The sequence below is a fragment of the Polaromonas sp. CG_9.5 genome (assembly GCF_035984465.1).
Taxonomy (GTDB): domain Bacteria; phylum Pseudomonadota; class Gammaproteobacteria; order Burkholderiales; family Burkholderiaceae_C; genus Polaromonas.
Genome location: NZ_JAXCHR010000030.1, coordinates 1 through 25,423, shown reverse-complemented (window position 1 = coordinate 25,423; position 25,423 = coordinate 1). Strand labels below are relative to the sequence as shown.

24 protein-coding genes are annotated in these 25,423 nt (G+C 61.5%); 6 read left to right on the top strand and 18 right to left on the bottom strand.

Features of this window, described 5'->3' with window-relative positions:
* Positions 1-64: 64 nt before the first annotated feature.
* The 9 genes from RCH06_RS16335 to RCH06_RS16295 all read right to left on the bottom strand — a co-directional run bounded on the left by RCH06_RS16335 (position 65) and on the right by RCH06_RS16295 (position 8,999).
* A complete protein-coding gene (locus RCH06_RS16335; protein ID WP_327082526.1) occupies positions 65-1,441 on the bottom strand; it encodes a sensor histidine kinase in 1,377 nt (458 codons plus the stop codon).
* Between the two features lie 113 nt (positions 1,442-1,554).
* Positions 1,555-2,010 (bottom strand): rRNA maturation RNase YbeY, encoded by a 456-nt coding sequence (gene ybeY, locus RCH06_RS16330; protein ID WP_327082525.1) that lies wholly within the window; start codon positions 2,008-2,010, stop codon positions 1,555-1,557.
* On the bottom strand, positions 2,000-3,031 hold the full coding sequence (locus tag RCH06_RS16325; protein ID WP_327082524.1) for a PhoH family protein: 1,032 nt from the start codon (positions 3,029-3,031) through the stop codon (positions 2,000-2,002). The genes ybeY and RCH06_RS16325 overlap by 11 nt, the downstream gene beginning before the upstream one ends.
* A 104-nt stretch (positions 3,032-3,135) precedes the next feature.
* Positions 3,136-4,089, bottom strand: a complete 954-nt coding sequence (locus RCH06_RS16320) for a phosphatidate cytidylyltransferase (protein WP_327082523.1) — start codon at positions 4,087-4,089, stop codon at positions 3,136-3,138.
* A 6-nt stretch (positions 4,090-4,095) separates the two neighbouring features.
* Positions 4,096-4,737, bottom strand: coding sequence for a lysophospholipid acyltransferase family protein (locus tag RCH06_RS16315; RefSeq protein WP_442799706.1), 642 nt, complete (start codon positions 4,735-4,737; stop codon positions 4,096-4,098).
* Positions 4,738-4,798: 61 nt separating this feature from the next.
* Positions 4,799-5,242 (bottom strand): hypothetical protein, encoded by a 444-nt coding sequence (locus RCH06_RS16310; protein ID WP_327082521.1) that lies wholly within the window; start codon positions 5,240-5,242, stop codon positions 4,799-4,801.
* Entirely contained in the window at positions 5,239-6,564 is a 1,326-nt protein-coding gene (locus tag RCH06_RS16305; RefSeq protein ID WP_327082520.1) for a phosphatase PAP2/dual specificity phosphatase family protein, read from the bottom strand. The genes RCH06_RS16310 and RCH06_RS16305 overlap by 4 nt, the downstream gene beginning before the upstream one ends.
* Positions 6,561-8,342, bottom strand: a complete 1,782-nt coding sequence (locus tag RCH06_RS16300) for a bifunctional alpha/beta hydrolase/class I SAM-dependent methyltransferase (RefSeq protein ID WP_327082519.1) — start codon at positions 8,340-8,342, stop codon at positions 6,561-6,563. The genes RCH06_RS16305 and RCH06_RS16300 overlap by 4 nt, the downstream gene beginning before the upstream one ends.
* A 24-nt stretch (positions 8,343-8,366) precedes the next feature.
* Positions 8,367-8,999 (bottom strand): CDP-alcohol phosphatidyltransferase family protein, encoded by a 633-nt coding sequence (locus tag RCH06_RS16295; RefSeq protein ID WP_327082518.1) that lies wholly within the window; start codon positions 8,997-8,999, stop codon positions 8,367-8,369.
* Between the two features lie 148 nt (positions 9,000-9,147).
* Here RCH06_RS16295 and ruvA point away from each other — a divergent pair, with 148 nt between their 5' ends.
* Genes ruvA through ruvB form a run of 3 tightly spaced genes read left to right on the top strand, consistent with a single transcriptional unit; the run spans position 9,148 to position 13,006 of the window.
* The gene (gene ruvA, locus RCH06_RS16290; RefSeq protein ID WP_327082517.1) at positions 9,148-9,720 is read left to right on the top strand and encodes a Holliday junction branch migration protein RuvA; all 573 of its coding nucleotides are present in this window, start codon (positions 9,148-9,150) and stop codon (positions 9,718-9,720) included.
* Between the two features lie 48 nt (positions 9,721-9,768).
* Positions 9,769-11,886: a GmrSD restriction endonuclease domain-containing protein gene (locus tag RCH06_RS16285; RefSeq protein ID WP_327082516.1), complete on the top strand. Its 2,118-nt coding sequence runs from the start codon at positions 9,769-9,771 to the stop codon at positions 11,884-11,886.
* 52 nt (positions 11,887-11,938) lie between these two features.
* On the top strand, positions 11,939-13,006 hold the full coding sequence (gene ruvB / locus RCH06_RS16280; protein WP_327082515.1) for a Holliday junction branch migration DNA helicase RuvB: 1,068 nt from the start codon (positions 11,939-11,941) through the stop codon (positions 13,004-13,006).
* Positions 13,007-13,227: 221 nt separating this feature from the next.
* On the opposite strand, the gene RCH06_RS16275 is transcribed toward ruvB, so the two are convergent.
* The 8 genes from RCH06_RS16275 to RCH06_RS16240 form a co-directional block, all read right to left on the bottom strand.
* Positions 13,228-14,424, bottom strand: a complete 1,197-nt coding sequence (locus tag RCH06_RS16275) for a DSD1 family PLP-dependent enzyme (RefSeq protein ID WP_327082514.1) — start codon at positions 14,422-14,424, stop codon at positions 13,228-13,230.
* A gap of 25 nt (positions 14,425-14,449) precedes the next feature.
* The gene (locus tag RCH06_RS16270; RefSeq protein ID WP_327082513.1) at positions 14,450-15,124 is read right to left on the bottom strand and encodes a histidine phosphatase family protein; all 675 of its coding nucleotides are present in this window, start codon (positions 15,122-15,124) and stop codon (positions 14,450-14,452) included.
* 141 nt (positions 15,125-15,265) lie between these two features.
* Positions 15,266-15,883 carry a DUF4136 domain-containing protein gene (locus tag RCH06_RS16265; protein ID WP_327082512.1) on the bottom strand — a complete coding sequence of 206 codons (618 nt, stop codon included), beginning with the start codon at positions 15,881-15,883 and terminating at the stop codon, positions 15,266-15,268.
* A 42-nt stretch (positions 15,884-15,925) separates the two neighbouring features.
* The gene (ttcA, locus tag RCH06_RS16260; RefSeq protein WP_327082511.1) at positions 15,926-16,882 is read right to left on the bottom strand and encodes a tRNA 2-thiocytidine(32) synthetase TtcA; all 957 of its coding nucleotides are present in this window, start codon (positions 16,880-16,882) and stop codon (positions 15,926-15,928) included.
* Between the two features lies 1 nt (position 16,883).
* The gene (locus RCH06_RS16255; protein ID WP_327082510.1) at positions 16,884-17,501 is read right to left on the bottom strand and encodes a hypothetical protein; all 618 of its coding nucleotides are present in this window, start codon (positions 17,499-17,501) and stop codon (positions 16,884-16,886) included.
* Positions 17,498-18,643, bottom strand: a complete 1,146-nt coding sequence (locus RCH06_RS16250; RefSeq protein ID WP_327082509.1) for an AAA family ATPase — start codon at positions 18,641-18,643, stop codon at positions 17,498-17,500. The genes RCH06_RS16255 and RCH06_RS16250 overlap by 4 nt, the downstream gene beginning before the upstream one ends.
* Positions 18,644-18,667: 24 nt before the next feature.
* A complete protein-coding gene (locus tag RCH06_RS16245; RefSeq protein WP_327082508.1) occupies positions 18,668-19,039 on the bottom strand; it encodes a dihydroneopterin aldolase in 372 nt (123 codons plus the stop codon).
* Between the two features lie 73 nt (positions 19,040-19,112).
* A complete protein-coding gene (locus tag RCH06_RS16240; RefSeq protein WP_327082507.1) occupies positions 19,113-19,880 on the bottom strand; it encodes an SDR family oxidoreductase in 768 nt (255 codons plus the stop codon).
* A gap of 75 nt (positions 19,881-19,955) precedes the next feature.
* Between RCH06_RS16240 and RCH06_RS16235 the strand changes: the two genes are divergently transcribed.
* Both RCH06_RS16235 and RCH06_RS16230 read left to right on the top strand, forming a co-directional pair.
* Positions 19,956-21,065 carry a class I SAM-dependent methyltransferase gene (locus RCH06_RS16235; protein WP_327082506.1) on the top strand — a complete coding sequence of 370 codons (1,110 nt, stop codon included), beginning with the start codon at positions 19,956-19,958 and terminating at the stop codon, positions 21,063-21,065.
* 173 nt (positions 21,066-21,238) lie between these two features.
* On the top strand, positions 21,239-22,222 hold the full coding sequence (locus RCH06_RS16230) for an ROK family protein (RefSeq protein WP_327082505.1): 984 nt from the start codon (positions 21,239-21,241) through the stop codon (positions 22,220-22,222).
* A gap of 64 nt (positions 22,223-22,286) precedes the next feature.
* On the opposite strand, the gene RCH06_RS16225 is transcribed toward RCH06_RS16230, so the two are convergent.
* On the bottom strand, positions 22,287-24,377 hold the full coding sequence (locus RCH06_RS16225; protein WP_327082504.1) for a lytic transglycosylase domain-containing protein: 2,091 nt from the start codon (positions 24,375-24,377) through the stop codon (positions 22,287-22,289).
* A 9-nt stretch (positions 24,378-24,386) separates the two neighbouring features.
* On the opposite strand from RCH06_RS16225, the gene RCH06_RS16220 reads away from it, so the two are divergent.
* A complete protein-coding gene (locus RCH06_RS16220) occupies positions 24,387-25,025 on the top strand; it encodes a 5-formyltetrahydrofolate cyclo-ligase (RefSeq protein WP_327082503.1) in 639 nt (212 codons plus the stop codon).
* Positions 25,026-25,423 lie beyond the last annotated feature (398 nt).

The following is a 25,423-nucleotide window of genomic DNA, read 5'->3' as shown; positions in this document are numbered from 1 at the left end:
CCCGATGCAGTTTGAGGAAAACTGGCTTGCGGCTCAGGCCCATCAAGCCCGTTCATGATCTCGGTTATGGGATACGGAATCCAGGGGCAAGGTCACCCAAGCCCAGCCCGCCTTCCCGCGTGCTGAAAAAGGGTTCAAAAATGCGCTGCAGCACGTCGGGCGCGATGCCGGGGCCGGTGTCGCTGACTTGCAAGATGCCGCTGTCGCCCTCCGTGCCCAGCTGCAAGGTCAGTTGTCGTTCTGGCGCGGGCACTTTGTACAGCGCTTGCAGCGCGTTCGTCAGCAGGTTGTGAATCACTTGTTCCAGCGCGACCGGGTCGGCCAGCACGCGCGGCGCGGCCTGCTGCAGACTGACTTGGGGCTGCACGTCATGGCGGATAAATTCGGGCTCCAGCAGGTAAAGCGCGTTGTTGACGGCGTCTTCCAAGCCGACGCTGACGCTTTGCACCGCCATCGCGGGCCGCTCAATGGCGCGGCGCAGGCGGCCTACGACGCTTGACGCGCGGCGCGCCTGTTCGGCTGCTTGCGCCATGGCTTTGCGGGCGATGGCCAGCTCGGGCGGGTCTTCGTCCAGCAAACGCTTGGCTGCCTGGGTGTTGGCCAGCACGGCGGTCAGGGGCTGGTTCAGCTCGTGCGCCATGCCGGCGGCCAGCTCGCCCAGCGTGTTGAGCCGCCCGACCTGACCGAGCCGCAGCAGCTCTTCGGCGCGCTGCTTTTCGGCGCGCTGGCGCAGCAGGGCGACGCCGCCCCTCACCATCACGGCCACCAGCAGCGACCAGGCCAGCATCCAGGCCCAGGGCAGTTCGCCCCAGCCGACCTGACGCAGCCCGGCCACATCAAAAGGCTGGCTGTCGGTGGCCAGGTGTTTGTGAAACTCAAATCGCCAGCCGCCTTCATGGATGCGGCCTGGCTGCACGACGTAACTTTGTTGGCCGTCATCAAGTGTTATGCGGACGGGGCTGGTGTCAGGCGCCATCGGCCATTCGCTCCAGGGCACCACGGCGTGCAGGTCGAGTTGAATGCTGAAGCTGGTGGGCTCGGCGGCCAGCACCAGCTGGTAACGGCCACGCGCAAAGTCGGCAACCGCCAGCACCGGCCGCTGCAAGGCACGCGATTGGGCTTCAGCCGCCGCCAGGCGTTCGTCGACCCAGACGGCATTCCGGTCGCGCCGCTGCACGCCGATGATTTGCGGGTACACCGATGGCAGGCGCTGCTCGGGTTGCGAAGCGTCGGGCGGCGGTTGAATCAGGGCCAGCATGGCCATCACGGCGTCATGCTGCACGGCGCGCTGGCTCAACAGCCGGTGGGCAATGCGGGCATTGGTTTCAAAATCATCACGCAAGCGGTTCAGCTCAAGCCGCGCGATGGCCACACCGCCCAGCGCGCTGATGGCCAGCCACAGCACGGCGGGTATGAAAAAGCGGTGGGGCTTGCGGGTCATGCGGCATTCTTGCACGGCTTGAATTGAGTAGCATGGCCTCTAGTCTGCTATTTAATAAATAGCTAAAGACGCCCTTTGAATAAGCGCCAGCGCCTGATTTGTTGAAAAAATTCTCAGGCGTAGGGATTGTCGATACCCAAACCGGCCAGGATGTCGATTTCGCAGGCTTCCATTTCTTGCGCCTCCTCGTCGCCGGTTTCGTGGTCCCAGCCTTGCGCGTGCAGCGTGCCATGCACCAGCAGGTGCGCGTAATGCGCCTGCAGGGTCTTGCCGTTATCTTGCGCTTCTCGCGCTACCACTGGTGCGCACAGCACCAGATCGGCCGTGACGACCGGCTCCTGCGTGTAATCGAAGGTCAGCACGTTGGTCGCGTAATCCTTGCCCCGGTAATCGCGGTTCAGCGTCTGGCCTTCTTCCTGGCCGACAATGCGCACGGTGATTTCGGCATCGCTTTGCAGGGCGTGACGAATCCAGCGGGCGACGCTGTGCCGGGGCAAAGCGGCGCGGTGCAGGGCGGCGTCGGGGAATTTTCCGAACTGCAGCGACAAGCTCAGTGAATCAAGAGCCATTTCGGCTCCTGGCGCTCGTCTTGCGGATGGGAGTCGCCAGCACATCAACAGCGTCATCTGCCGCTTCAAGCGCCGCCTTGGCATCGTCCCGGTTGCTCGGCGTCTTGTCGTAGGCGTCCACAATGCGCGCCACCAGCGGATGCCGCACCACGTCCGCGCTGGTCAGCCGGGTAATCGCGATGCCCTGCACGCGCTTGAGCACGCGTTCGGCGTCGATCAGCCCGCTCATCTGAGTGCGCGGCAAATCGACCTGGCTCACGTCGCCCGTGACCACGGCCTTGCTGCCAAAACCGATGCGCGTCAAAAACATCTTCATCTGCTCGGGCGTGGTGTTCTGTGCCTCGTCCAGGATCACGAAGGCATGGTTCAGCGTGCGCCCGCGCATGAAAGCCAGCGGCGCAATCTCGATCTGCTGGCGCTCGAAGGCCTTTTGCACGCGCTCGAAACCCATCAACTCGTGCAGCGCGTCGTACAGCGGCCGCAGGTAGGGATCGACCTTTTGCGCCATGTCGCCGGGCAAAAAGCCCAGGCGCTCACCGGCCTCGACCGCCGGGCGCGTCAGGACAATGCGCTGCACTGTGCTGCGCTCCAGCGCATCGACCGCGCAGGCCACCGCCAGGTAAGTCTTGCCGGTGCCCGCCGGGCCGATGCCGAAGGTGATGTCGTGCGCGGCGATGTTTTCGAGGTAGGTGCCCTGGTTGACGGTGCGGGCGCGCAGGTCGGCGCGGCGCGTCGTCAGCGGGATGCCGCCCTCTAGCGTGTTCAGCGCCATGTCGCCCGCCAGCATCAGCTGCACGGTTTCGGGCTCGATGGGGCGCTGGGCCATTTCATACAGCGCCTGCAGCACTTCCAGCGCCTGCGTGGCGCGCAGCTTGGTGCCGTCAATCTTGAACTGCTCAAAGCGATGCGCAATCGTGACCTGCAAGCCGGCCTCGATGGTGCGGATGTGCATGTCCATCGGCCCGCACAAATTGGCCATGCGGGTGTTGTTGGGCGGCGTGAAGGTATGGCGAAGAATCAAAAGAGGGGCTTTCGTGAAGGGTTGCGACCGGCCTGTCGGCGGGCGCTGCTGTCTGATTAAACACAGATAGGGAAGCGCCGCGCAATATCAAGTCGAGGCGTGCATTAGGGAACCCACCAGTAGCGCAGCGCATGAAAATAAATCGGGGCCGCAAAAATCACCGAATCGAGCCGGTCGAGCATGCCGCCGTGGCCCTCGATCATCGTGCCCCAGTCTTTCACGCCCCGGTCGCGCTTGATGGCCGACATCACCAGCCCGCCGAAAAAGCCCATCACGCAAATAGTCAGCGACATCAGCGCAGCCTGCCACGGGGTGAACGGCGTGGCCCATGACAGCAAGGCACCGAGCGCGGTGGCGCTGGCGACGCCGCCCAGCAGGCCTTCCCAGGTTTTGGACGGTGACAGCTCGGGCGCGACTTTACGCTTGCCGAGCAGCTTGCCCCAGACATACTGCAGCACGTCGCTGCCCTGCACCACGATCACCAGAAAGGCAATCAACAGCAGATTGCGGCCCTCGAAGCCGGGAATGTTCAGCGTGAGCAGCGCCGGTACATGGCTGATGCAGAACACCGAGATCATCAAGCCCCACTGCACCTTGGACGTGCGCTCCAGAAAGCGCTGGGTGTCGCCGCCAACGGCCGCCAAAATGGGCAGGATCAAAAAGGCATACACCGGAATGAAGATGGAATACAGGCCGTACCAGTCAATCCAGATCAGGAAATACTGTACCGGCAGGGCGATGTAAAACGCCACGGCAATGGCTGCATGGTCGCCGCGCCGGGTGTAGGCCAGGCTCATGAACTCGCGCAGCGCGTAAAACGAGATCAGGTAGAACAACACCATCACACCGCCCTTGCCGCAGGCAAACGACAGGCCAATCACGCCAATCATCACCCACCAGGCATTGACGCGGGCATTGAGGTTGTCGATCACCGTGTGCGGCTGGCCCTGCGCGACGCGCCACTTGAGCAGCGCGCCGATGCTGGAGGCCAACAGCAGCACGCCTAAAACACCGGCAAACAGCAGCAGCGTGGTCTGGGTCGAGGGGGAGATGTTCATGGCAAATCAGTCTTCGGCGCGGTCATATTCAGGCCGCAGTTCCAGCATGGCGGCTCTGGCGCGGGCCATGAAGATGTCTTTTTCTTCACCGTCTGCCAGCACCAAGGGTGTGCCGAAGCGCACGCTGCAGGCCAGCGGAATCGGCACGAAGGAGCCCTTGGGCAGCACGCGTTTGAGGTTTTCGATCCACACCGGCACCAGCCGCACCTGCGGGCAGGCGCGTGCCAGGTGGAAGAGCCCGCTTTTGAGCGGCAGCAGCACCTCGTCACCGGTGTTGCGCGTGCCTTCGGGAAACATGATGAGTGAGTCGCCGGCCAGCAGCGCCTGCGTCATTTGCTGGACCGGATTGGGGCCGGTGGTGATTTCGCGGCAGATCATCAGCGAATTGAACACGTCCTGGCCGATGAACTTGCGCAGCGCCGACGACTGCCAGTAATCCTGCGCGGCCACAGGCCGGGTGATGGAGCGCAGGTCTGCCGGCAAAGTCGCCCACAGCAGCACAAAGTCGCCGTGGCTGGTGTGGTTGGCAAAATAAACTGTCTGGTCGGCTCTGGGCGCGGCCCCCGTCCAGATGGCGCGCACGCCGGTCAGCAGCCGGGCACCCAGCACGATCACCCAGGCCGACAGGGCAGCTGCCAGGGGCCGCATGCGCCCGCGAGGCGAATCATTCATCAGCAATTCCTTTTGTCGAGTAGGGCGGTCTGCGCTGTCAGCGCAAATCCTGGGTCAGCAGCGCCAGCAGGAAAAGCACGCTCTGGCAAACCACCACGATGCCGTGGCGCTGCAGCAATTGCCGGGCGCCCAGCACCCGGTCTTGCAGTGTGCGCGGCGCGTCGGGCGCGTTGCGCAGGTCCAGGCGCTGCAGGGCATTGTCCAGTGCAGCAAGAGACGGCGTATTTTGCGCCGCCAAATCGTTGAAAAGCCCGGCATCAAACCGCAGCCTAAACGCCAGATACCGCTCGGGAAGACCCAGCATTACCACCGCCGCAAAGCCCAGCCACGACACCATCGGCAACGAGCGTCCGGTCAGCGCCAGCACCACCATGCCCACCACCGTCACGCCCAACCCCCAGGCGCTGAGGCGGTCACTGGCCTGCAGCAGCCGGCCGGTTGCGGCGCACAGGGCGCGGTCGTTGTCGTCAAAAGCGCTCATGGCAGGGCGGGTTCGCTGGTTTGCTCAAGCGCCTGCTGCCAAGCCGTGCCCAGCACGATTTGCGGTCGGGCCTGCCGCACCCGCGCTTCCGCCTGCGCCAAAGTGCCCGCCCCGCCATGCAGCCGCAGCCAGGCCATGACGCTGGCGGCGCTGCGCGAAAAACCCAGCGCGCAGCAGACCCAAACCGTACCGCCCGAACGCCGCTGGCCTTCAATCAGGTTGGCCGCGCGCCGCAGCTTGCCCGGAGCGGGCGCGACCAGATCAAGCAGCGGCAGGCAGCGCGCGCCCTGAACGGCGGGCAACTGCAGTTCAGCGCACAGGCTGACCAGCCGGGGCCGGCCCGCCGCCTGCCATTCAGCGCGCGTCGGGATGCGGCCAAAGCGCAAGCCCGGCAGCACTTCGACCGACGCCGGCAGCCGGCGCGTCCAGAGCCAGGCGTTGACCGCCGCGCCCAGTCGGTACGGCGCGAACAGCCAGCGCGCTGCCCAGCGCATGCGGCCACGCGAATCCATTTGAAAGCCGTGTGCGCCCAAGCCTGCATAGTTGAGCGCCACAAGCACCAGCGAAGCCGCCGGCCAGGCCAGCCACAGCGCCATGCCGCCTGCTGCCAGCGCCACGCTCAGAAAAACCATCGCACCCATGGCATATACCCCGGCCAGCTTCCAGCGCTGCGCATCGCGCGCCAAGCGCCAGCCTTGTGGCAACGACGCCACGCGCTCCAGCGGCCACAGCCAGACGCACACCAGCCCGAGCAGCGCGCCAGTCGGAATGTCGATGAAATGGTGCTGCCAGGTCGTCAGCACCGAAGCACAAATCGCAAACGCCCAGACATGCAACACCAGGCGCGCCCAGCGGGCTTGCAGCAAACGCCGGTACCAGTCCCACAAAATCACCGCCAGCGCAATGTGCAGCGACGGTGCCTGGTTAAACGGCTGGTCAAAACCGCGCAGCGCATTGAACAGGAGTGCCGGCGCGCCGCTGACCTCGGGCAGCCCGAAGCTGAAACGCCGTGGCCAGATCAAAAAGCAGATCACCGCCAGGCAAGTCGCCGTCAGTAGCCGCAGCGCATGCCGGTCCAGCGTGTGCTTGTCGCGCGCCAGAAAAACCGACAGCGCATAAAAAAAGTTGATCGTCCAGTACGGAAAGATCGTCCATTGCCAGAACGGCAGCGCACGTTCCCAGTCAAAAGCCAGTGTGGGCACTGAAGCGCGAGAAGCGGCCCACCAGTTGGCAAACCCGTAGCTGGCATAAAACAGCGGCCCCAGCAGCGCCAGCCAGCCCGCCGCGCGTTTCCAGGGATGCTGCGCAAGCCAGGCGGTCATGCGTCGCGTCGCACCGCCAAAGACACTGTGAAAATGCCCCATTCGTCAATGCGCTGCGCGATCTTGCGAAAGCCTGCGTCTTCGACCAGCTGGTCCAGCTCGGCCTGCGTGCGGCGGCGCATGACCCAAGCTTCGCCCTGGCGGTGGCTGGTCAGTGCCCGCGCAATCATCTCCAGTTGGGGGTGCCAGGGCTGGCCGGTGTAGACCAGATAGCCGCCATCTTCGACCGCATCGCCGACGCCGTGGAGCGAGCGGCTGACGAGGGCGTTGTCGGGAAACAGCTCGTACAGGCCTGACACCACCGCCAGCGTTGGCCGGGGCTGTATGCTGGCCAGACTGTTGCGGTCGAAGGCGTCGGCCTGCACAAAACTCGCCACGTCTTGCAGCCCTTTTTCGGCAATTAGCGCCCGGCCATCGCGCACATTGATGTCGCTGTAGTCGCGCAGCAAGATGGAGGCGGGCTTGACCGGGCTGGCCAGCACGGCGTCCAGCACATAGCGGCCATGCCCGGCGGCAATGTCCATCAGCCGCACCGGGCGGTGTTGCTCGGCCAGGTGTTCCATCGCCACGCGCAGCAATTCCTCGACATGCAGCTTGCGCTGGCGAATGCCGCGCCAGCCAATCGACTGCAGGTAGGTCTTGTCGATGGTGCGGCCCAGCTGCCCTTCGCCAGCCGGCGTGTTGCGGTACACATAGTCGAGCGTGCTGCCCGAGTCAAACCCCGTGTCGTGGCCCAGTTTGATACCGTGCGACAGCCGTCCGCCCAAGCGCAGGCTGCTGCGCGTCATGGCCCAGTAAGCGCCGCGTGGCGACAAAACAGAAAGCGGCTTGGCCAGCGCCCGCGATTCATCGGCGGTCTCGCCGCGCAGGTGGGCTTCGCGCAAATCCACTGGCAGCGCCAGGGATGCAAAACGCGCCAGGATGAAGTCGCGAATCGCCAGCACCGCCGGCGCCCGGTCTCTTTCGCCCAGCGTGTCATGGTAGAAGCCGGGAAGTTCAAGCTTTGACTTCACGGCGCTGCCCAGGCGCTCGAAAAAGCGGTGCTGTGGCGCATGATGTACCACCCAGTCAGCGCCCGAGATCAGGAGCTGCACCGGCTGCGTGATGGCGTTGGCGTCGGCCACTACCCGGTCTGAAGCGGCGTACAAGTCCAGCAGGATATTGACCGCAATGGGCCGCGAGATCAGCGGGTCGCTTTCATAGCTGGCGATGCGCACCGGGTCGTGCGTCAGGAACTTGGCCTTGACATAGCTGTTGACAAAAAACAGCCCGCGCAGCTTGTGCATCAGCCCCAGCCCGGCCCGTGCAAACGGCACATAAAGCTTGACCTTGAACGCCGGTGACGCCAGCGTGAGGCCGCGAACTCTAGGCGCATAGTCATGCGCCCAGGTGGCGATCAGCACCGCGCCGACGCTTTGGGCGATGACGTGAATATCCTGCTCCGGCACGCCATGCGCGCTGCCGATGTGCTCGACGAAGGTCTGTACGTCGCGCACCGAGGTCGCAAAGCTCGGGCTGTAGCCACGCGCACCGGGTGAACGGCCATGGCCGCGTGCGTCCCAGGCGAAAAAATCGAAATCTGGCAAGTCCAGCTCGTCCACCAGATGCGCCATGCGCGCCCCATGCTCATGGCCCCGGTGGAACAGCACGATGGCACCGCGCCGCTGGCCAGACGTGGCAGGCCAATGGCGATAGAACAGCGATTCCCCGTCGTGCGTGGCGAAATGGTGTTCCAGGGGCGTGCGCGGCGCAGGAGAGTTAAGGGCGGCAGGAGGCATAGGGGAAGGGTGGGAAGTAGGCATTCAATCCTTGAAAATGGTGGCCGGCTGGCGCGCCGGCGCTTCGGCAATGGCGCGCCGCGTGCGATTAAAAATAGTCCATGCTGTCAGGATGGCCAGCACTGGCATGAGCCACGCTGTCCACGCTGGCAGCGGCGCGCCAGTGGCGATATAAAGCGCCAGCAGCCCGAAGACAAAAGCCCGGTCGCTCTTGCCCAGCGGGCCGTCGTAGCGACGCGAGGCACCGATGGTCGGGCCGAGCGCCCCGGCAAATTCACTCAGGCCCGCCAGCACGATGAGCGTGCCGACCCAAAAAGGGCTGAACGGCGCGACCAGCGCAAACGGCAGGTAGAGCGCAGCATCCGACACCACATCGGTCAGCTCATTCAAAAAAGCGCCCAGATGCGTCTGCTGGCCGTGCTCGCGCGCCAGCATGCCATCGACCGCATTCAGGCCCATGCGCAGCAGCATCCAGACGGCGATCAAGGCAAAGGCGGCGGCGGGCAGGGCGGCGAAATACAGCCACAGGCCCAACGCCACCGAAACCACGCAGGCGAAAGAAGTCACCTGGTTGGCCGTCACGCCCCCAGCGTGCAGACGCTTGACGGCAGGCCTGAGCAAGGCTTGAAAGCGTGATTTCAATTGATAAATTGACATATCTTGTCAAGTCTCCCTTTGGGCAAATTCTACAGACGAGTGTTGCAAAAACGCCTCGGCCGGGCGTGTCATCGTCTTTGGACTACACAGGGTAACGCTATCGGGATTGAACCGGCGCGGCCCGCATTCTGGCTGCTAAGATTTGCCCATGATAGGAAGACTCACTGGCCAGCTGGCCGAAAAAAACCCGCCCGAAATTCTGGTGGACTGCCACGGCGTCGGCTATGAAGTGCTGGTGCCCATGAGCACGTTTTACAACCTGCCGGGGCTGGGCGAAAAAATCAGCCTGCACACGCATTTCATCGTCCGCGAAGACGCGCAGTTGCTCTACGGCTTTGGCAGCACCGCAGAGCGCGCGGCCTTTCGCCAGCTCATCAAAATTACCGGTGTCGGCCCGCGCATGGCGCTCAGCGTGCTCAGCGGCATGAGCGTGGCCGAGTTGGCGCAGGCCATCACGCTGCAGGAAACCGGCCGCATCGTGAAGGTGCCGGGCATCGGCAAGAAAACCGCTGAACGCCTGCTGCTGGAACTCAAGGGCAAGCTGGGCGCCGACATCGGCGCGCAGGTCAATGTGAGTAGCGAAGCGCAACTCGACATTTTGCAGGCGCTGGTGGCACTGGGCTATAGCGACAAGGACGCCGCACTGGCGCTCAAAGCCCTGCCGCCCGATGTGGGCGTGAGCGATGGCATCAAGCTGGCGCTGCGGGCGCTGGCGAAGTAATCAAAGCATTTGCTTTCCACAGTTTTTATTCCTTTTCAAAGGCAGTCAGTGAAAGCAATCCAGGCCGATTTACTCAACTTCCTGCGCAAGTCGCCGCAGTTTGTGATCCCGCTCTACCAGCGCAATTACTCCTGGACTGCGGCCCAATGCCATCAGCTGTGGGATGACCTCATGCGCGCGGGTCGTGATGAAAACGTCAATGCGCATTTCATCGGTGCAATTGTTTATGTCGAAGGGCATGGAAATGTGGTGCAGCAAGAGCCTTTGGTGGTGATTGATGGCCAGCAGCGCTTGACCACCAGCACCTTGTTTGTGGCTGCACTGGCCAAGCACTTTGAAACCAAGAGCGTCAGTGAGCTATTGGGGGCTTTTTCAGCCAAAAAGCTGCGCAAATATCTGTTCAATGAAGACGAGGAAGGCGAGCGCCACTTCAAGTTGATCCTGTCTGAAACAGATAAGGAAACCTTGCTGGCTATTTTGGGCAATGGCTCGCAGCCCTCAGAGGCCAGTACGCGCATCACCGAAAACTACGCCTTGTTTCAATCGCTGATCTTGCAGCACCACGGCGAACTCGAAGCCATCTGCAAAGGGCTGGCAAAAATCGTCATCGTGGATGTATCACTCGACAGGACACAAGACAATCCACAGCTGATTTTTGAAAGCATGAATTCGACGGGTCTTGAACTCAGCCAGGCTGACCTGATTCGTAATTACATCCTGATGGGGCTGGAATCCAAGCTGCAAACCGAGCTTTACAAGAGCTACTGGCGGCCTATGGAAAAGGCTTTTGGCCAAGCCGCCTACCTTGTTCATTTTGACGCTTTCATGCGCCACTATCTGACGACGAAAACCGGCGAAATTCCCAATGTGCGAGATGTCTATGTCACGTTCAAGCGGTTCTCTGCCACTTTCAAGGGCGGTATTCGGGACTTGGTAGCCGATATTCACGCTTACGCCACTTACTACTGCGCCATGGCGTTAAACGCTGAAAACAATGCTGATCTCAAGCATGCTTTTCATGATCTTCGTGAACTGAAGGTGGATGTGGCTTATCCGTTTTTGCTGGACGTTTATCACGACTATGCAAACCAGCGTCTTGACAAGGCAGAAGTCCTGAAAATCGTCCGCCTGATTGAAAGCTATGTGTTTCGGCGCGCCATTTGTGCGATACCGACCAACTCCATGAACAAGACGTTTGCAGGCTTGAGCCGTACGTTGAAAAAAGATCGTTACCTGGAAAGCGTGCAAGCGCAGTTTCTTTTGCTGCCTTCCTACCGAAGGTTTCCCCATGATGATGAGTTTGAACGGGAATTGAAAATTCGCGACATCTACAACTTTCGCAGTCGGAGTTACTGGCTACGCCGTCTGGAAAACGAGGGCCGCAGAGAGCGTGTGATGGTAGAGGACTACACCATTGAACACATCCTGCCGCAAAACCAAGCCTTGTCAGCCGAGTGGCAAGCCGATGTGGGCGAGGACTGGAAGCGTGTCCAAAATACCTGGCTGCATACCTTGGGCAATCTGACCCTGACAGCCTACAACAGCGAATATTCAGATCAGCCGTTTGCCTATAAACGCGATCAGGTGAAGGACAAGGCAGATAACCCCATCGGTTTTGCCTACAGCCCGCTCAAGCTCAATCAGGGTCTTGGCCAAGTTTCTGCATGGAATGAGGCGGCCATCACTGCGCGAGCCCATCGGCTGGCGCATGAGGCGGTGCGTGTCTGGCAAGCGCCGCAACTGGCCAGCGGTGTTCTTGACGCCTATCTTCCTGCGGCTGCTAAAACTGGACAGCCCTACAGCATCAAAGACCATCTGCACCTTGCTTCAGGGGCGATGCGTGAACTGTTCAATGTCTTGCGGCAAAGCATTCTGGCGCTCGATTCCTGTGTGGTTGAAGAGTATCTCAAGCTGTACGTGGCCTTTAAGGCCGAAACCAACTTTGTGGATATCGTTCCCCAGGCCAAACGGCTGCGTCTTTCACTCAATATGCGGTTTGACGAAATCGATGACCCAAAAGGCATGTGTGTGGATGTTACAGAGTTAGGCCAGTGGGGAAATGGCGATGTCATGGTCAGCTTGTCTTCATTTGAAGAACTGCCTTACGTCATGGGTCTGATTCGCCAGTCTTTTGATTGCCAGATGGGAACGCTTCAAACTGCGTGAAAACAAGCGTTGATTCGACTGGACTTTTCCAAACAATTTTTTTGATTAATCCATGACTATCCAAACCGACGACTTCGACATGGCCGACCTGCCGCCTGCCCGGCGCATGATGTCGGCCGCTCCTGCTTCGCCTAAAGAAGAGGCGATTGAGCGTGCGCTGCGGCCCAAGCTGTTCGACGACTACGTCGGCCAGACCAAGGCGCGCGAGCAGCTTCAAATCTTTATCGGCGCGGCCAACAAGCGCCAGGAAGCGCTTGACCATGTGCTGTTGTTCGGCCCGCCGGGGCTGGGCAAGACCACGCTGTCGCACATCATTGCGCAAGAACTGGGCGTGAACATGCGCTCGACCTCCGGCCCGGTGCTGGAAAAACCCAAGGATCTGGCGGCGCTGCTGACGAATCTGGAAAAGAACGACGTCCTGTTCATCGACGAAATTCACCGCCTCAGTCCGGTGGTCGAGGAAATCCTCTACCCGGCGCTGGAGGACTACCAGATCGACATCATGATCGGTGAAGGCCCGGCGGCGCGCTCGATCAAGCTCGACTTGCAGCCGTTCACGCTGGTCGGTGCCACGACGCGCGCCGGCATGCTGACCAATCCGCTGCGCGACCGCTTTGGCATCGTGGCCCGGCTGGAGTTCTACACGCCCGAGGAACTGGCGCGCATCGTCAAGCGCAGCGCCGGCCTGCTCAATGCACCAATGGATGCAGAAGGCGGCTTTGAAATCGCCCGGCGCTCGCGCGGCACGCCGCGCATTGCCAACCGGCTGCTGCGCCGGGTGCGTGACTATGCCGATGTCAAGGGCAGCGGCACCATCACGCTGGACATTGCCAACCGGGCGCTGGCCATGCTGGATGTCGATCCGCTGGGTTTTGACCTGATGGACCGCAAGTTCCTGGAGGCGCTGATTCACCGTTTCGACGGCGGCCCGGTCGGGCTGGACAACATTGCCGCCAGCATTGGCGAGGAGCCCGGCACCATCGAGGACATGATCGAGCCGTACCTGATTCAGCAGGGCTTCATCCAGCGCACACCGCGCGGGCGCATTGCCACGCTGGCAGCGTACCGGCACTTGGGCGTCGCGCCGCGCAGCACGGGTGACACCGTGTTTGAGGAATAAGTCAGGCCGTTGGGCGTCAGGCGCAGGGCGCTGACAGGGCGGCGGGTGGCGGCTAAAACTTGTTTGCCGTGCCTGTGCGTGCGGCGGCGCAAACAAGTTTCAGCCATTTTGCAGTTTGAGCCGCAGCCGCAAAAAACTGAACGCTATGTTTTTAATAGCTGCTTGCGAACGTGCAGCATGCGCCAGAGGCCTGAAAGGCTTAAAAACCCTGAATAATCAGGTCAAGTCAACGCGCCGCGCGCATCCACCGGGTAAATGCCGTGCACGACACCCGTGCGCAGTCCGCCTTTCACGCCAATCATCACGTCGTGCAGGTTGACGGTCGGGTCGCAGTGGCCCGGAATCAGCCACAGCATCTTGCCCAGACTGGGCAGGCGCGTGCTGCCCGCGCTGGGCTGCAAAATGCCGTGCTCGTCGCCGCCGTTGAGGTAGTCCAGCCCGCTTTTTTCGTCAAAGGCGTGGACTTTGGGCATGCCTGAATCGATGGCGTGGCTTTTATGGCCGGCATCGCAGACCACGTGTTTGGGGTGGGTGCTGATGACCTGGGTTTTGACAAACAGTGCCTGCTCGAATTGCGGCTGCGCCGGGTCGCGCTCGTTCTGGGCGTAGTCGGCGTCCATGAACATGAAAGAGCCGGCCTGTACTTCGCCATACACCCCGCTGGCCGCTTCGAGCACCAGGCTGCCCGTGCCGGCGCCCGTTACCAGACCGGGCTTCATGCCCTGGGCCTCAATCAACTGACGCGCGATGCCGACTGCCTTGACGGCGCTGGCAATCGCCAGCCGGCGCTCCTGCGCGCTGTGCAAGTGCTGCGCCTTGCCCTGGTAGGCCTGCAGGCCGGCAAAACGAAGTGCCGGATGCTTGCGGATTTCCTGCGCCAGCGTGACCACGTCCTGCCCCGGTTTGACGCCGCAGCGCTGCTGGCCGACATCGATTTCAACAAACACATCGATCACCGTGGCCGTGCTGCCGCCGAGGCGGGCAACGGTTGTGCGGGCGTTGGTCATGGCTTGCGCCAGACGGCTCACGCCTTCGATGCTGTCAACCGCAATGGCGATCTGGCCACCGTGCGCGGCAACCGCTTGTGTCAGCGCCGCGACGCGTGCCAGCTTGGTCGGGGCGATCACCTCGTTGGTGATGAAGATGTTGTAGATTCCGCCGGCCACCATGATCTCGGCTTCGGCGGTTTTTTGGACACATATGCCGACCGCACCGGCCTTGATCTGCATTTTGGCCAGCAACACGCTCTTGTGCAGCTTGGCATGGGGACGCCAGAGGATGCGGTGCTTCTTCGCAAATTCGGCCATACGGGCCAGGTTTCGCTTCATGGCGTCCATATCGATCACCAGGGCGGGCGTGTCGATGTCATGGACGGGTTTACCGATCAATTCGGCCAGAGGCGGGGTCAAAGAAGTCATCAGGTTCTTCCGGCTGTCGTTGTGGTTATGAATGGGGGACGGGGTGTTGGGAGCCGGCAGCAAACTGGCCGTCGTCCAGTGATTCGTTCTGCAGATGCTGAGTATCGGCCCAACCGACCAGCGTCAGGCCTTGTGGTGTCCAGAGTAAACGATTAATCGCTGCGTTGCCCAGCGTCCAGGTGCGCGGTGCCTGGATGTGCAGGCGGGTGGCGGCGCGGTACAGCACGTCCATCACGCCGCCGTGGCCGACCAGCGCAATCAGCTCGCCCGGATGCCGGGCAGCCAGCCGCTCTGTCGCCTCGACCACGCGCTGGTTCAGTGCCTGCAGCGATTCTCCGCCAGCAGGTGCAAATTCCGGGTCTCGTTTGCGCCAGCGCAGGGACTGCTCGGGCAAGAGTGCTTCGATTTCGGCAAACGTCTTGCCTTCAAAATCGCCAAAGCCGCGTTCGCGCAAGCCGGTTTCGGGATTCACCTGCAGGCCGCGCGCGCGCCCCAGGTATTGCGCCGTTTCCCAGGCGCGGGTCAGGTCGCTGGCATAAATCGCCGTGATGGGGTCGTCCTTCAACGCCAGCGCCAGGCGCTCAGCCTGCTGGCGGCCCGTGGCATTCAGCGGAATATCCAGGCCGCCCTGAATGCGGGTGTCGACGTTCCAGGTGGTTTCGCCATGCCGGATGGCGATGATGCGGGTCGGTTCAATCATGAATTAAGGGCATGCGTACGGCATGCTTGGTAGAAAAGGGCGTATTGCATAAAGCGATCAACGCAAGAGGCGATGGCCGCCTCCCCGCCGCACCAGCAAGGGCAGCGCAGTACGCGAAGCGACAAGCGTGGGGGTACATGTTCAGCGCGGAATCTGCACATTGATCCGGTGCGGTCCCGGCGCCGGTTGCGGGAAACCGCGCAGGGCGGCATCCAGCATGGCGGACATCACCGACAGCGTTTCGCCCTGCACCCCGTCACTCAGGGCGCGGGTTTCAAACACCACCTGATGCGTGCGCAGGTCGCTCATCAGCAGCGTCAGCTCGCGCCGGTAGTAAGGCTCCGAAAAACGCATCGGAAACGACAGGCCCAAGCCCGCGCCCTGACTGCCGCCGCTCAAAAAAACGCCCGGCGTGGCAAACCCGAAGCCGTCATAGCCCGAACCGTCATAAGGCAGGCGTTCGATTACCTGGGTGCTGACCCTGACCTGCACGCTGTAGCGGGCCGTGGCTGGGTTCATCTCCATGCCGACTTTGGCCAGCGCGGTGCGTGCCCGCTCTTCGACATAGTCCTGCTGCGCGCCGATGACCTGCTGCGAAGGCAGGCGCTCAAAGCGGTAAGGCGTGCCGGGCGTGGGCGGTGCGGCGTTCCAGTTGTAAAACGCCGTGACGTCGTTTTCAAGCACCCGCGTGGTGGAGCACCCGACCATGAAAAAAGCCATCACTGCTACCGAAAAAATAGCTGAAATTGATCGTTTCATAAGGGCTCCAGAGGTAGTTGACAAAAAACTGCCGGCAAAAAGCTAGGCGCCAGTGGTCAGCGGGTTGATGCCGATGACCGCACGGCCCCCGGCAGCCGCAAGGCTTGGTGCCATGAATTCCTCGTCATCAAAAGCCTTGTCGCCTTGCGGGTCGGCAATGCCGGTGGTGCGGATGTTTTTGAAGTCATGGCGCTTGCTGTCCATCAGGTGCGACGGCACTATATTTTGCAGCGCACCGAACATGCTTTCAATCCGGCCCGGATACTGTTTTTGCCAGTCGCGCAGCATGTTGCCGACCTGCTTGCGTTGCAGGTTTTCCTGGCTGCCGCACAGCGTGCACGGAATGATCGGGAAGTCTTGCACCTGTGACCAGCGGATCAGGTCTTTCTCAGGCACATAGGCCATCGGCCGGATGATGATGTTCTTGCCGTCGTCGCTGACTAATTTTGGCGGCATGCCCTTGAGTTTGGCGGCAAAAAACATGTTCAAAAAGAAAGTCTGCAGCATGTCGTCGCGGTGATGGCCGAGCGCAATCTTGGTGCAACCCAATTCGCCCGCCACCCGGTACAAAATGCCGCGCCGCAGCCGCGAGCACAGCGAACACAGCGTTTTCCCCTCGGGAATCACGCGGGTCACGATGCTGTAGGTGTCCTGGTTTTCGATGTGGTACGGCACGCCCAGCTTGTCCAGGTACTCGGGCAGCACATGCTCGGGAAAGCCGGGCTGCTTCTGGTCGAGGTTGACGGCGACCAGCTCGAAATTGATCGGCGCGCGTTTTTGCAGCTTGAGCAAAATATCGAGCATGGCGTAGCTGTCCTTGCCACCCGAGACGCAGACCATCACCTTGTCGCCTTCTTCAATCATGTTGAAGTCAACAATCGCCCGGCCCACCTCGCGGCACAGGCGCTTTTCCAGCTTGTGGTCTTCGCGTTCAATCTTCATCGAGTTTTGCACCCGCGCTGAAGTCTCAAGTTGTTCGTCTATCCAGACTGCGTTCATGTCATTCATCCTGATGTTGTTGTAGCCGACGAACCAGTTCACCGATTCGAATTCGGGCCCGGCGAAGGCTTTGAGAGCGATCTGCGGCCCGTGCAGGGCTCCATTGCGTTCTGACCCACTCGCCAAAATGTGCGTTATAGCCGATTCCCTGGCTGGCGATAGCGCCCTTTTCAGCCACCAAATCTTCGCGAATGTGGCGAGGAGCCTGTTTGGCAATCAGCCGAAGCAGATATTCCTTGGGGTCAGCCAGTGCGTCCGGGTCGGGTGGCAGCGTGCCGCGATTCCCGATCAGGGTTCTAAGCGCATCATGGTCGGCCAAAACCCAAGACTCGATTTCACGCACGACGATACGCAAAACCAGATTTTCAGGGGGCTTGCGAGCGCCCATCCAGTCGTTGCGAACCGCCATCGGGCAGGCTTTCATATCCAGATCCGTCAGCAAGAGGACCGGCTTTCGCGCTGCCATCTGGCACCAGCTGTCCATTTTGGAACGCAAATAGCCAAATCCGTCTCCGCGTAACACAGGCGATGGCTCCAGCGCGTAACCAGCCTCCTTCAGGAGACGCTTGCCCATCGCTTCGCTCAGCTCATCTTCTGTGCCCAGCGCAAGCAGGCTCATTGCCACAATCCCAACTGATTGATCGTTGTGGGGCGAGTTTTGGGCAGCATGACATCGGCCACGCTCAGCCCCGCCCGGATATCCAGCGATTCATCCTCATTGACGGTCCGGGCGCTGGAGCCTTCTGGGCTGGTTTCTAGCAGGATGACGCCGCGTCCATCGATACCGGGATTACTTAACAAGGCTTCGCTGTGCGTGCTCAGAATGATCTGGCGCTTGACCTTCTTATTGCGCTGAAGGCGACTCAGCATCAGCGGGATTTGCCTGACGATGGCGTCGTTGAGTGAGATTTCAGGCTCTTCAAGCAATAACAGCGAGTCACCTTCCAGCAAGGCCCACAACAAGCCCAGCAGCCGCAATGTCCCATCCGAAAACTGCTCTTCTGACTGCCATCCCGCCTTTGGACGGTGGTGCTCATAGAGTGCACGCAAGTGGGGATGTCCCAGTGCATCAGGTTTGAAATCAAGCTGCTTGAATTGCGGCACGGCCATGGCCAAAGCGGTTTCAATTTTGCGCAGTCGGGCATCCCGGGTTTTTTCGGGCGTCTTGGCCAGGCGTTCCAGAAAGCCTTGCCCAAATGGGTCATCTTCCAGTCGCTGGCCGCCAATCTTGTCGGCAAACTTCAGCAATTGAGGCACCAGATGAAGGTAAGTTGTCGCCCCGAAAAAATCGACCAGTTCGCGGAATTTGCCATTCATCTGAATTTGTTCCAGATGGGTTTGCGTCAGCAGCAGCGGATCTGTCTTGTCTTGTTTCGTGGGACGATCAAGCACTAGGTCGTTGCCGTGCCATACCTGTTCTTTTGAAATCAGGATGTGTTTTGTGCCCTTGCCTTCAAAACCCAGGACGTAACGCCACAAGGGCGGTGCATCGGCAGACTCTGACAGGCTCACTTCAATCTGGACGCCGGGATCCTGGCGGGCGTGAAGGCAGCGTAATTTGGTGATGCCGCCCCGATCTGCAACGGCTTTTTGCAGTCCGCCACCCTGGGTTTTGCTGACATCACGCAAAAACCGGAATACGTCCAAGAAGTTGGACTTGCCTGAGGCATTGGGGCCGAGCAAGAAAGACACCTCGCGCAATGGAACATCAAGGCTGCGAAAGTTGCGCCAATTTTTAAGAACAAGGCGGGTAATCAGCATGGTTTCCTTGTCAATTGATAAAACTTACCACTGGCCTGTCTCGACGCGAATGGCGACTTCGCAGTCGTCAAAAATTTCGAGTTTTGCAATTTTTACCCGCACGCCCAGCACGCCGGGCAGCAGCATCAGCCGGTGCGCCAGCTTGCCGATCAGACTTTCAAGCAGGTTGACATGCTCGGCAGTGCATTCGGTGATGATGATCTGGCGCACCTTGCGGTAGTCGAGCACATGGTGAATGTCGTCGTCGCGCGGCAGCAGCGGCTGCGTGCCCAGGTTCAGTTCGGCATCGACCTGAATGGGCTGCGGCTCGGTTTTCTCGTGTTCGAGAATGCCCAGGCTGGCGTCAAAGCGCAAACCCGTCAGGTGGAGGATTCGGGTTCCCCGGATGTTCAGCATGATGACAGTCTGTAATAAATAGAAAAGTGGAGGGGCTGCTGGCCGTTGTCGATGGTGAGAGCGCAGGCCGGACTCACATCAGCGAAAAATCGCGCTCGAAGCGCATCAGGTGCTGGCCTCCATCGACCAGCAGCGTGGTGCCGGTGATGGACGAATTTTCAAGCGCGAACTTCACCGCGCTGGCCACGTCAAACGGCGTGGACGAGCGGCCCAGCGGCGACAGCTTGTGCCGCGCGGCAAAGGCTTCATCGCTCAACAAATGGCTGGTCATCGTCAGGCCGGGCGCCACGCCCACCACGCGCACTTGGGGCGCCAAGGCCATCGCCAACATGGTGCCGGCTGCTTCAAGGGCGGCTTTCGACAGTGTGTAGCTGAAAAAATCAGGGTTCTGGTTCCAGAGCTTCTGGTCAAGCAGGTTGACGACCGCGCCCGACGCGTTTCGGGCGCTGACATGCGCGTGCAGCGCCTGCGCCAGCAAAATGGCCGCGCCGGTGTTGCTGTGCAGATGCTTGTCCAGCGCGGCAAAGCCAAAGCTGGCGGCGGTGTCATGCTCGAAGGTCGAGGCGCTGTTGACCACCGCATCGACACGGCCAAAATGGGCAACGACGCGGGGCAGCAGGCCGCGCACGTCGGCTTCATCGGCCAAATCAGCATGAAAAGCGGCTGATGCGCATGACGGGCGGGCGCAGTCAGCTACTGTTTTTATAGCGTCATCAGCCGATTCGCGGTAATGCACCGCGACCTGCCAGCCGCCCGCCGCCAGCGCCAATGCGATTTCGCGGCCCAGCCGTCTGGCGGCGCCGGTCACAAGCACAACAGGTGGGTTCGGGGCAGCGGTCATCTGGCCTTTGGGGTGGGTGAGGAAGGGGGCGAAATTGCCAAATGGAATCGCCGACAATCAGTTTCGGTGAAAAACATGACAAATAACTCCATTTTAACGACCGACCTGCACGCCGCTGTAGCCAAGGCGATTGACGAGGCCGGCGGCTGGATCGGCTTTGATCATTTCATGGCGCTGGCGCTGTATACGCCGGGCCTTGGCTATTACGCCAACGATTCGCTGAAATTTGGCCTGATGCCCACCGGGCGCGATGGCGGTGGCAGCGATTTCGTCACTGCGCCCGAGTTGTCGGCGCACTTTGGCCAGACGCTGGCGCGCCAGGTGGCGCAGGCGCTGCAGGCGTCGCAAACCACCGAGGTCTGGGAATTTGGCGCAGGCTCGGGCGCGCTGGCAGAGCAGGTGTTAGACGCGCTCGGGCCGCTGGTGACGCGCTACACCATCGTTGATCTCTCAGGCACCTTGCGCGAACGCCAGCGCACGCGGCTGGCGGCGCACGCCGGCAGGGTAGCGTGGGCGACCGAATTGCCGCCGCAGATGCGCGGTGTGGTGCTGGGCAACGAAGTGCTCGATGCCATGCCAGTGAAGCTGCTGGCGCGCTTGAGCGGCGTGTGGCACGAGCGCGGTGTGGCGCTGCACGAAGGGCGCTTCACCTACGCCGATAGCCCGACCGACTTGCGACCGCCGCTGGAGGTGGCAGGCAGCCACGACTACGTCACCGAAATCCATCCCCAGGCCGAAGGCTTCATGCGCACGCTGGCAGACAGGCTGGCAGCCGGCGCGGTGTTTTTGCTCGATTACGGCTTTCCGGAACATGAGTATTACCACCCGCAGCGCAGCATGGGCACCGTGATGTGCCACCGCGCCCATTTGCTCGATGCCGACCCGCTGGTGGACGTGGGCGAAAAAGACATCACCGCGCACGTCAATTTCACCGGCATTGCGCTGGCCGGGCAAGAGGCCGGGCTGGAAGTGCTGGGCTACACCAGCCAGGGCCGGTTTTTGCTGAACTGCGGCCTGCTGGACGGCTTGGAAAACGCCAGCTTGCCCGAGCGCAGCATGGCGCAAAAGCTGGTGAACGAGCATGAAATGGGCGAGCTGTTCAAGGTGATTGCGTTCGGGGCCAAAGGCCAGCCGGTGTGGACGCCGCTGGGGTTTGAGGCGGGTGACCGGATGCATACGTTGTAAGCTGCCCATGAACCGCCGGTTTCCCCCGCTGCTGCAAAAAAACGGCTTTGGAAAACCACCGGGCGGCTTGCAGCGTCGCGTGTTTAGCCGCGAATGCTTGATTGCTGTCACCCGATCTTGCCGGGCTTTTTGGCCCGTCTGATCCGCCATTTGATCTGAGGAATCTGCCTGCCATGAATGCTTCATTAACGACTCAAACCCCTGCGCCTGATCGTCTGCCGGCCGGTGCTGCACCTGTGGCGTGCGTGGACATTGGCGGCACCAAAGTGGCCGTCAATGTCGTGGACGCGCGCGGCATGCACGGCCAGCAGGTCGAGCTGACGTGCAAGCAAGGTGCGCCGGATGCGCTGGCGCAGCAGGTGATGCGGATGATCCATGCCAGTTGCCAGGCGGCGCATGTTCGGCCTGACGACATCGCGGCGGTTGGCGTGGCGTCGTGTGGCCCGTTCGTGCTGAATCAGGGATTGGTTGAGCTGGCATCGCCCAATATTTGCGGCGGCCTGGCGGGTGCGGCGCGCGGCCTGCCCAATGACTGGACTGCCGCCGTGCTTGAAGCACCGCTGCGCCAAGCCTTTGCGGGCGTGCGGGTAGAAAACGACGGCATTGCCGCGCTGCAGGCCGAGCGCCGCTGGGGCGCGCTGCAGGGCATGGACCACTGTGCGTATGTGACCTGGAGCACCGGCATAGGCACCGGCCTGTGTGTGGGTGGTCAGGTGCTGCGGGGCAAGAACGGCAATGCCGGCCATGCCGGGCACATGTTTGTCAGCGACAACATGGATGCGCTGTGCGGCTGCGGCAACATCGGCGATGTCGAGGCGCTGGTGGCCGGCAATGCGCTGCCGCGCCGCTTTTCTGCTTACCCGGATGCTGCTAGTATTTTTATAGCTGCCAGCGCAGGTGATGCGTGCGCTACAGCCATTATTGATGACTTATGCCGGGTCATGGGGCGCATGCTTTACAACTTGGTCATCACGCTCGACTTGCAGGGCATCAGCGTGGGCGGCAGCGTGTTCTGGCATCACCGCGACTACCTGTTGCCGCGCCTGCAGGCACAGCTCAGCGGCAAGCTGCCTGCGCTGACCGCCGCCTGCACGCTGGTGCCGGCCGGCTTGCAAGACCGGGTGGGCGACTATGCGGCGCTGGCGCTGGTCGCCTGAGGCGCTGACGGACTCACCCTTGGGTCAGGGCGCAAGGAGAACACCGCCATCGCCTGGCGGTGCTTCAGGGCAAATCCTTGTACGGCTCAGGCAAGGACGCATCGCGCGGCCCCACCAGGCCCAGGCGGCCTTTGAGCGACTGCGGCTGGCCGGTCAGGATGGCGGCGTAGTTGGTGGTGTTGGACAGCACTTTCTTGACGTAGTCGCGGGTTTCGCTGAAGGGAATGTTCTCGGCCCAGATGGCGGCTTCGAGCACATCGCCGCCCGGCTGGCCGCGCCAGGTGCGTGGCCGCCCCGGCCCGGCGTTGTAGGCGGCAGCGGCCATCGGCATCGAGCCATTCAGGTCATCCAGCGCGAGCTTGAGGTAAGCGGTGCCAATCGTGATGTTGGTCTCGCGGTCATTGATCTGGTCGGGCGTGAAGCTGTCCATGCCGATTTTCTTGGCCGTCCAGCGCGCCGTGGCGGGCATGACCTGCATCAGGCCCGAAGCCCCCACGCCGGAGCGCGCGTCCATGATGAAACGGCTTTCCTGGCGAATCAGCCCATAGACATAAGCCGGATCCAGGTTGATGGCCTGGCTGTGCTTGACCACTGATGCCCGGAATGGCATCGGGAAACGCTGGTCAAAGTCGGCCACGGTGGTGGTGCGTTCGCTGGTGTTGATGCAGCGGTCCCAGATCTGGCGGTCGCAGGCAAACTGGGCGGCAGCCAGCAGTTCACGCTCGCCCATGCCGTTTTTCTGGTGCAGGTTGGTGGCGTAGTTCCATTCGCGCACGCCGTCTGAGCGCAGGCCGATGGCAATCGCGTAGGCACCCCGGTTCAGGCCAGGGTTGAGGCGCGCGATTTCTTTTTCAGCCGCCGACAGCGGCGCGGGCTTGGCCGGCGCTGAAATCTTCAAGCCCAGGTCTTCAAGCGCCAGTTGCTCATAAAACCCGCGTACCGACGCAATGGACTGCAGCAGCATCAGCGCCTCAATGCGTTGCGGTGCCATCACGGTGACCGACGCCGGGCCTTTGGCGGTGGCGGGCGGCTTGGCCATGTCGGGCGGCGACAGGGCCAGCAGCGCGCGCGCTTTCCAGTACGTCCAGGTCGGATCCTTGCGGGCATCGTCGCTCATGGCATTGACGGCTTTGAGCACCTGTTGCCAGTTCGGCTGGTTGCCGGCACGCAGGGACGCGCGCGCTTTCCAGGCCAGCATGTCGTCGGTCAGGTCGGTGTCTTTGGTGACTTTGGCGAAATACTGCAGCGCATCGCTGGCTGGCTGCGTGCCCATGCGGCTGGCGGTCTGTTTGCCAATCAGGCCCCAGAGCCAGTTGCGTTCTTCGGCCGTCAGCTGCCCCGCCCATTTGCTGTCGAGCTGAAAGGCTGCGCCTTCGGAATCGCTGACGGCCAGCTTGACCAGCGCCAGCGTGATGATTTCCTTGCGCACCGTGCGCAGCGCCAGGTATTTGCTGGACAGGAACTTGATCGGGCTGTTGTTCAGTTCAGCCACCATCGCCAGCGCTTCGGGCGCGACGATTTGCACCGCATCGCGGGCTGCCTTGGGGCGGTTGCCTTCCATGGCCAGCCGGGCTTTTTGCCAGGCATCGAGCGGCGTGAGGTTTTTGCTACCGACCAGCCGTTCGGCAGCAGCGGTGCAGCCGTCGTCGGCATCGCGCTGGGCGTACCAGTTTTTGCGCACTTCTTCCGACAGGCGCGCGTCAATCCTGGGGTTTTTCAGGTGCTCGACCAGCAAGGCATAGCAGCGTACTTCGCGGTCGTCGTTCATGCGAAAGTTGGGGTATTCGGCGGCAAAACCGGCCCAGTCGCGGCGTTGCCCCAGCAGCCGCAGCCAGTCGTTGCGCAACCGGTCTTCCTGGTAGCTGCCCGCGTAGCGCCGCATGAAGTCCTGCACTTCCTGCGCGCTGGCATCTTCCAGCCGCGCCTTGAGTTCCCAGTAAGCCGCCCACGGTTCCAGCGCGTGGCCCCGGGCCTGCGGCAGCAATTGCGTCAGCCGGTCTTTGTCGCTGCGCCGAAAGGCTTTGTTCATCTCCACAACGAGGCTGTCGCCAGCGGCATTGGCGCCGGGCGGCTGGGCAAAAGAGGGGCTTTGTGCGAAGGTGGACGCGCTCAGCGCAGCGGAAAGTGCCGTGCTGAAAAAAAGTTTGTATAGCATCTAGGCATTATGGACAAATTAAGTACACGTAAAGCGCTTGTGCAATCCCGCCTGGACATGCCCGACCGACTGGCCCGGGCCGATATGCTGCAGCGCGTCATGCGCATCTGGCTGGTCGGCTCGCCCCATGAGGTGATTGGTGCGTATTGGCCGATCAAGGGCGAGTTTGATCCGCTGCCCGCGCTGTACCGCTGGCAAGAAGACGCCGTGCTGAGCCCTGATTTTCAGGAAAATACGCCTCTTGCGCAGGAGGTACGGACGCAACTGGCTACTGAAAGCATGGCAAGCAGGTCGCCGCGCAAGATTGGGTTGCCGGTGGTCAACAAGCTGCACAAGACGCTGACTTTTCACGCCTGGTATCCGGGCTGCCCGATGGAAGAAGACGCCTACGGCATTCCCAAGCCCAAGGACACCGAGCTGATCGTGCCGACGCTGCTGTTCGTGCCTTGCGTGGGTTACGGGCCGGGCGGCTACCGGCTGGGCTACGGCGGCGGCTTTTACGACCGCACCCTGGCCACCTTGTCGCCACGCCCGGTCACCGTGGGCCTGGGCTACAGCCACGGCTGGCTGCCCGACATGGAGCCCGAACCGCACGACATCCCGCTGGATGTGCTGCTCAATGACAAGGGTGTGGTCTGGCCGGTGTGAGCGGCTAGCAGACCTGAATTGGCTATGGAGTTGATAGCTTCTAGCGGCCGCTGGTCTTGCGCTAAGGAGCCTCTGCATAACTCCGTAATGACTGTGGTATAGAACACTCTCAATTACAGTTTAAGGTGACTAAAAACCATAGTTTCCAGATAAAACAGGATTTTTGGCAAGGAAATAAGCTTGTTAAGCGCCTTAAATTCACCTAATCACAGATTGGGAAGAGTTATGCAGAGGTCCCCTAAGGAAACTCTGCATAACTCCCGCGTTTGTGTGCTTGGAGTAAGTCTGGCTTGAGAAAATACAGCCCATGAAACAAGCCGCCCTGGACCTCAAGCTGAGCCTGAAGAAAACCCGCAAGCGCGAGTTCCTGGAGCAGATGGAGCGCGTCGTGCCGTGGA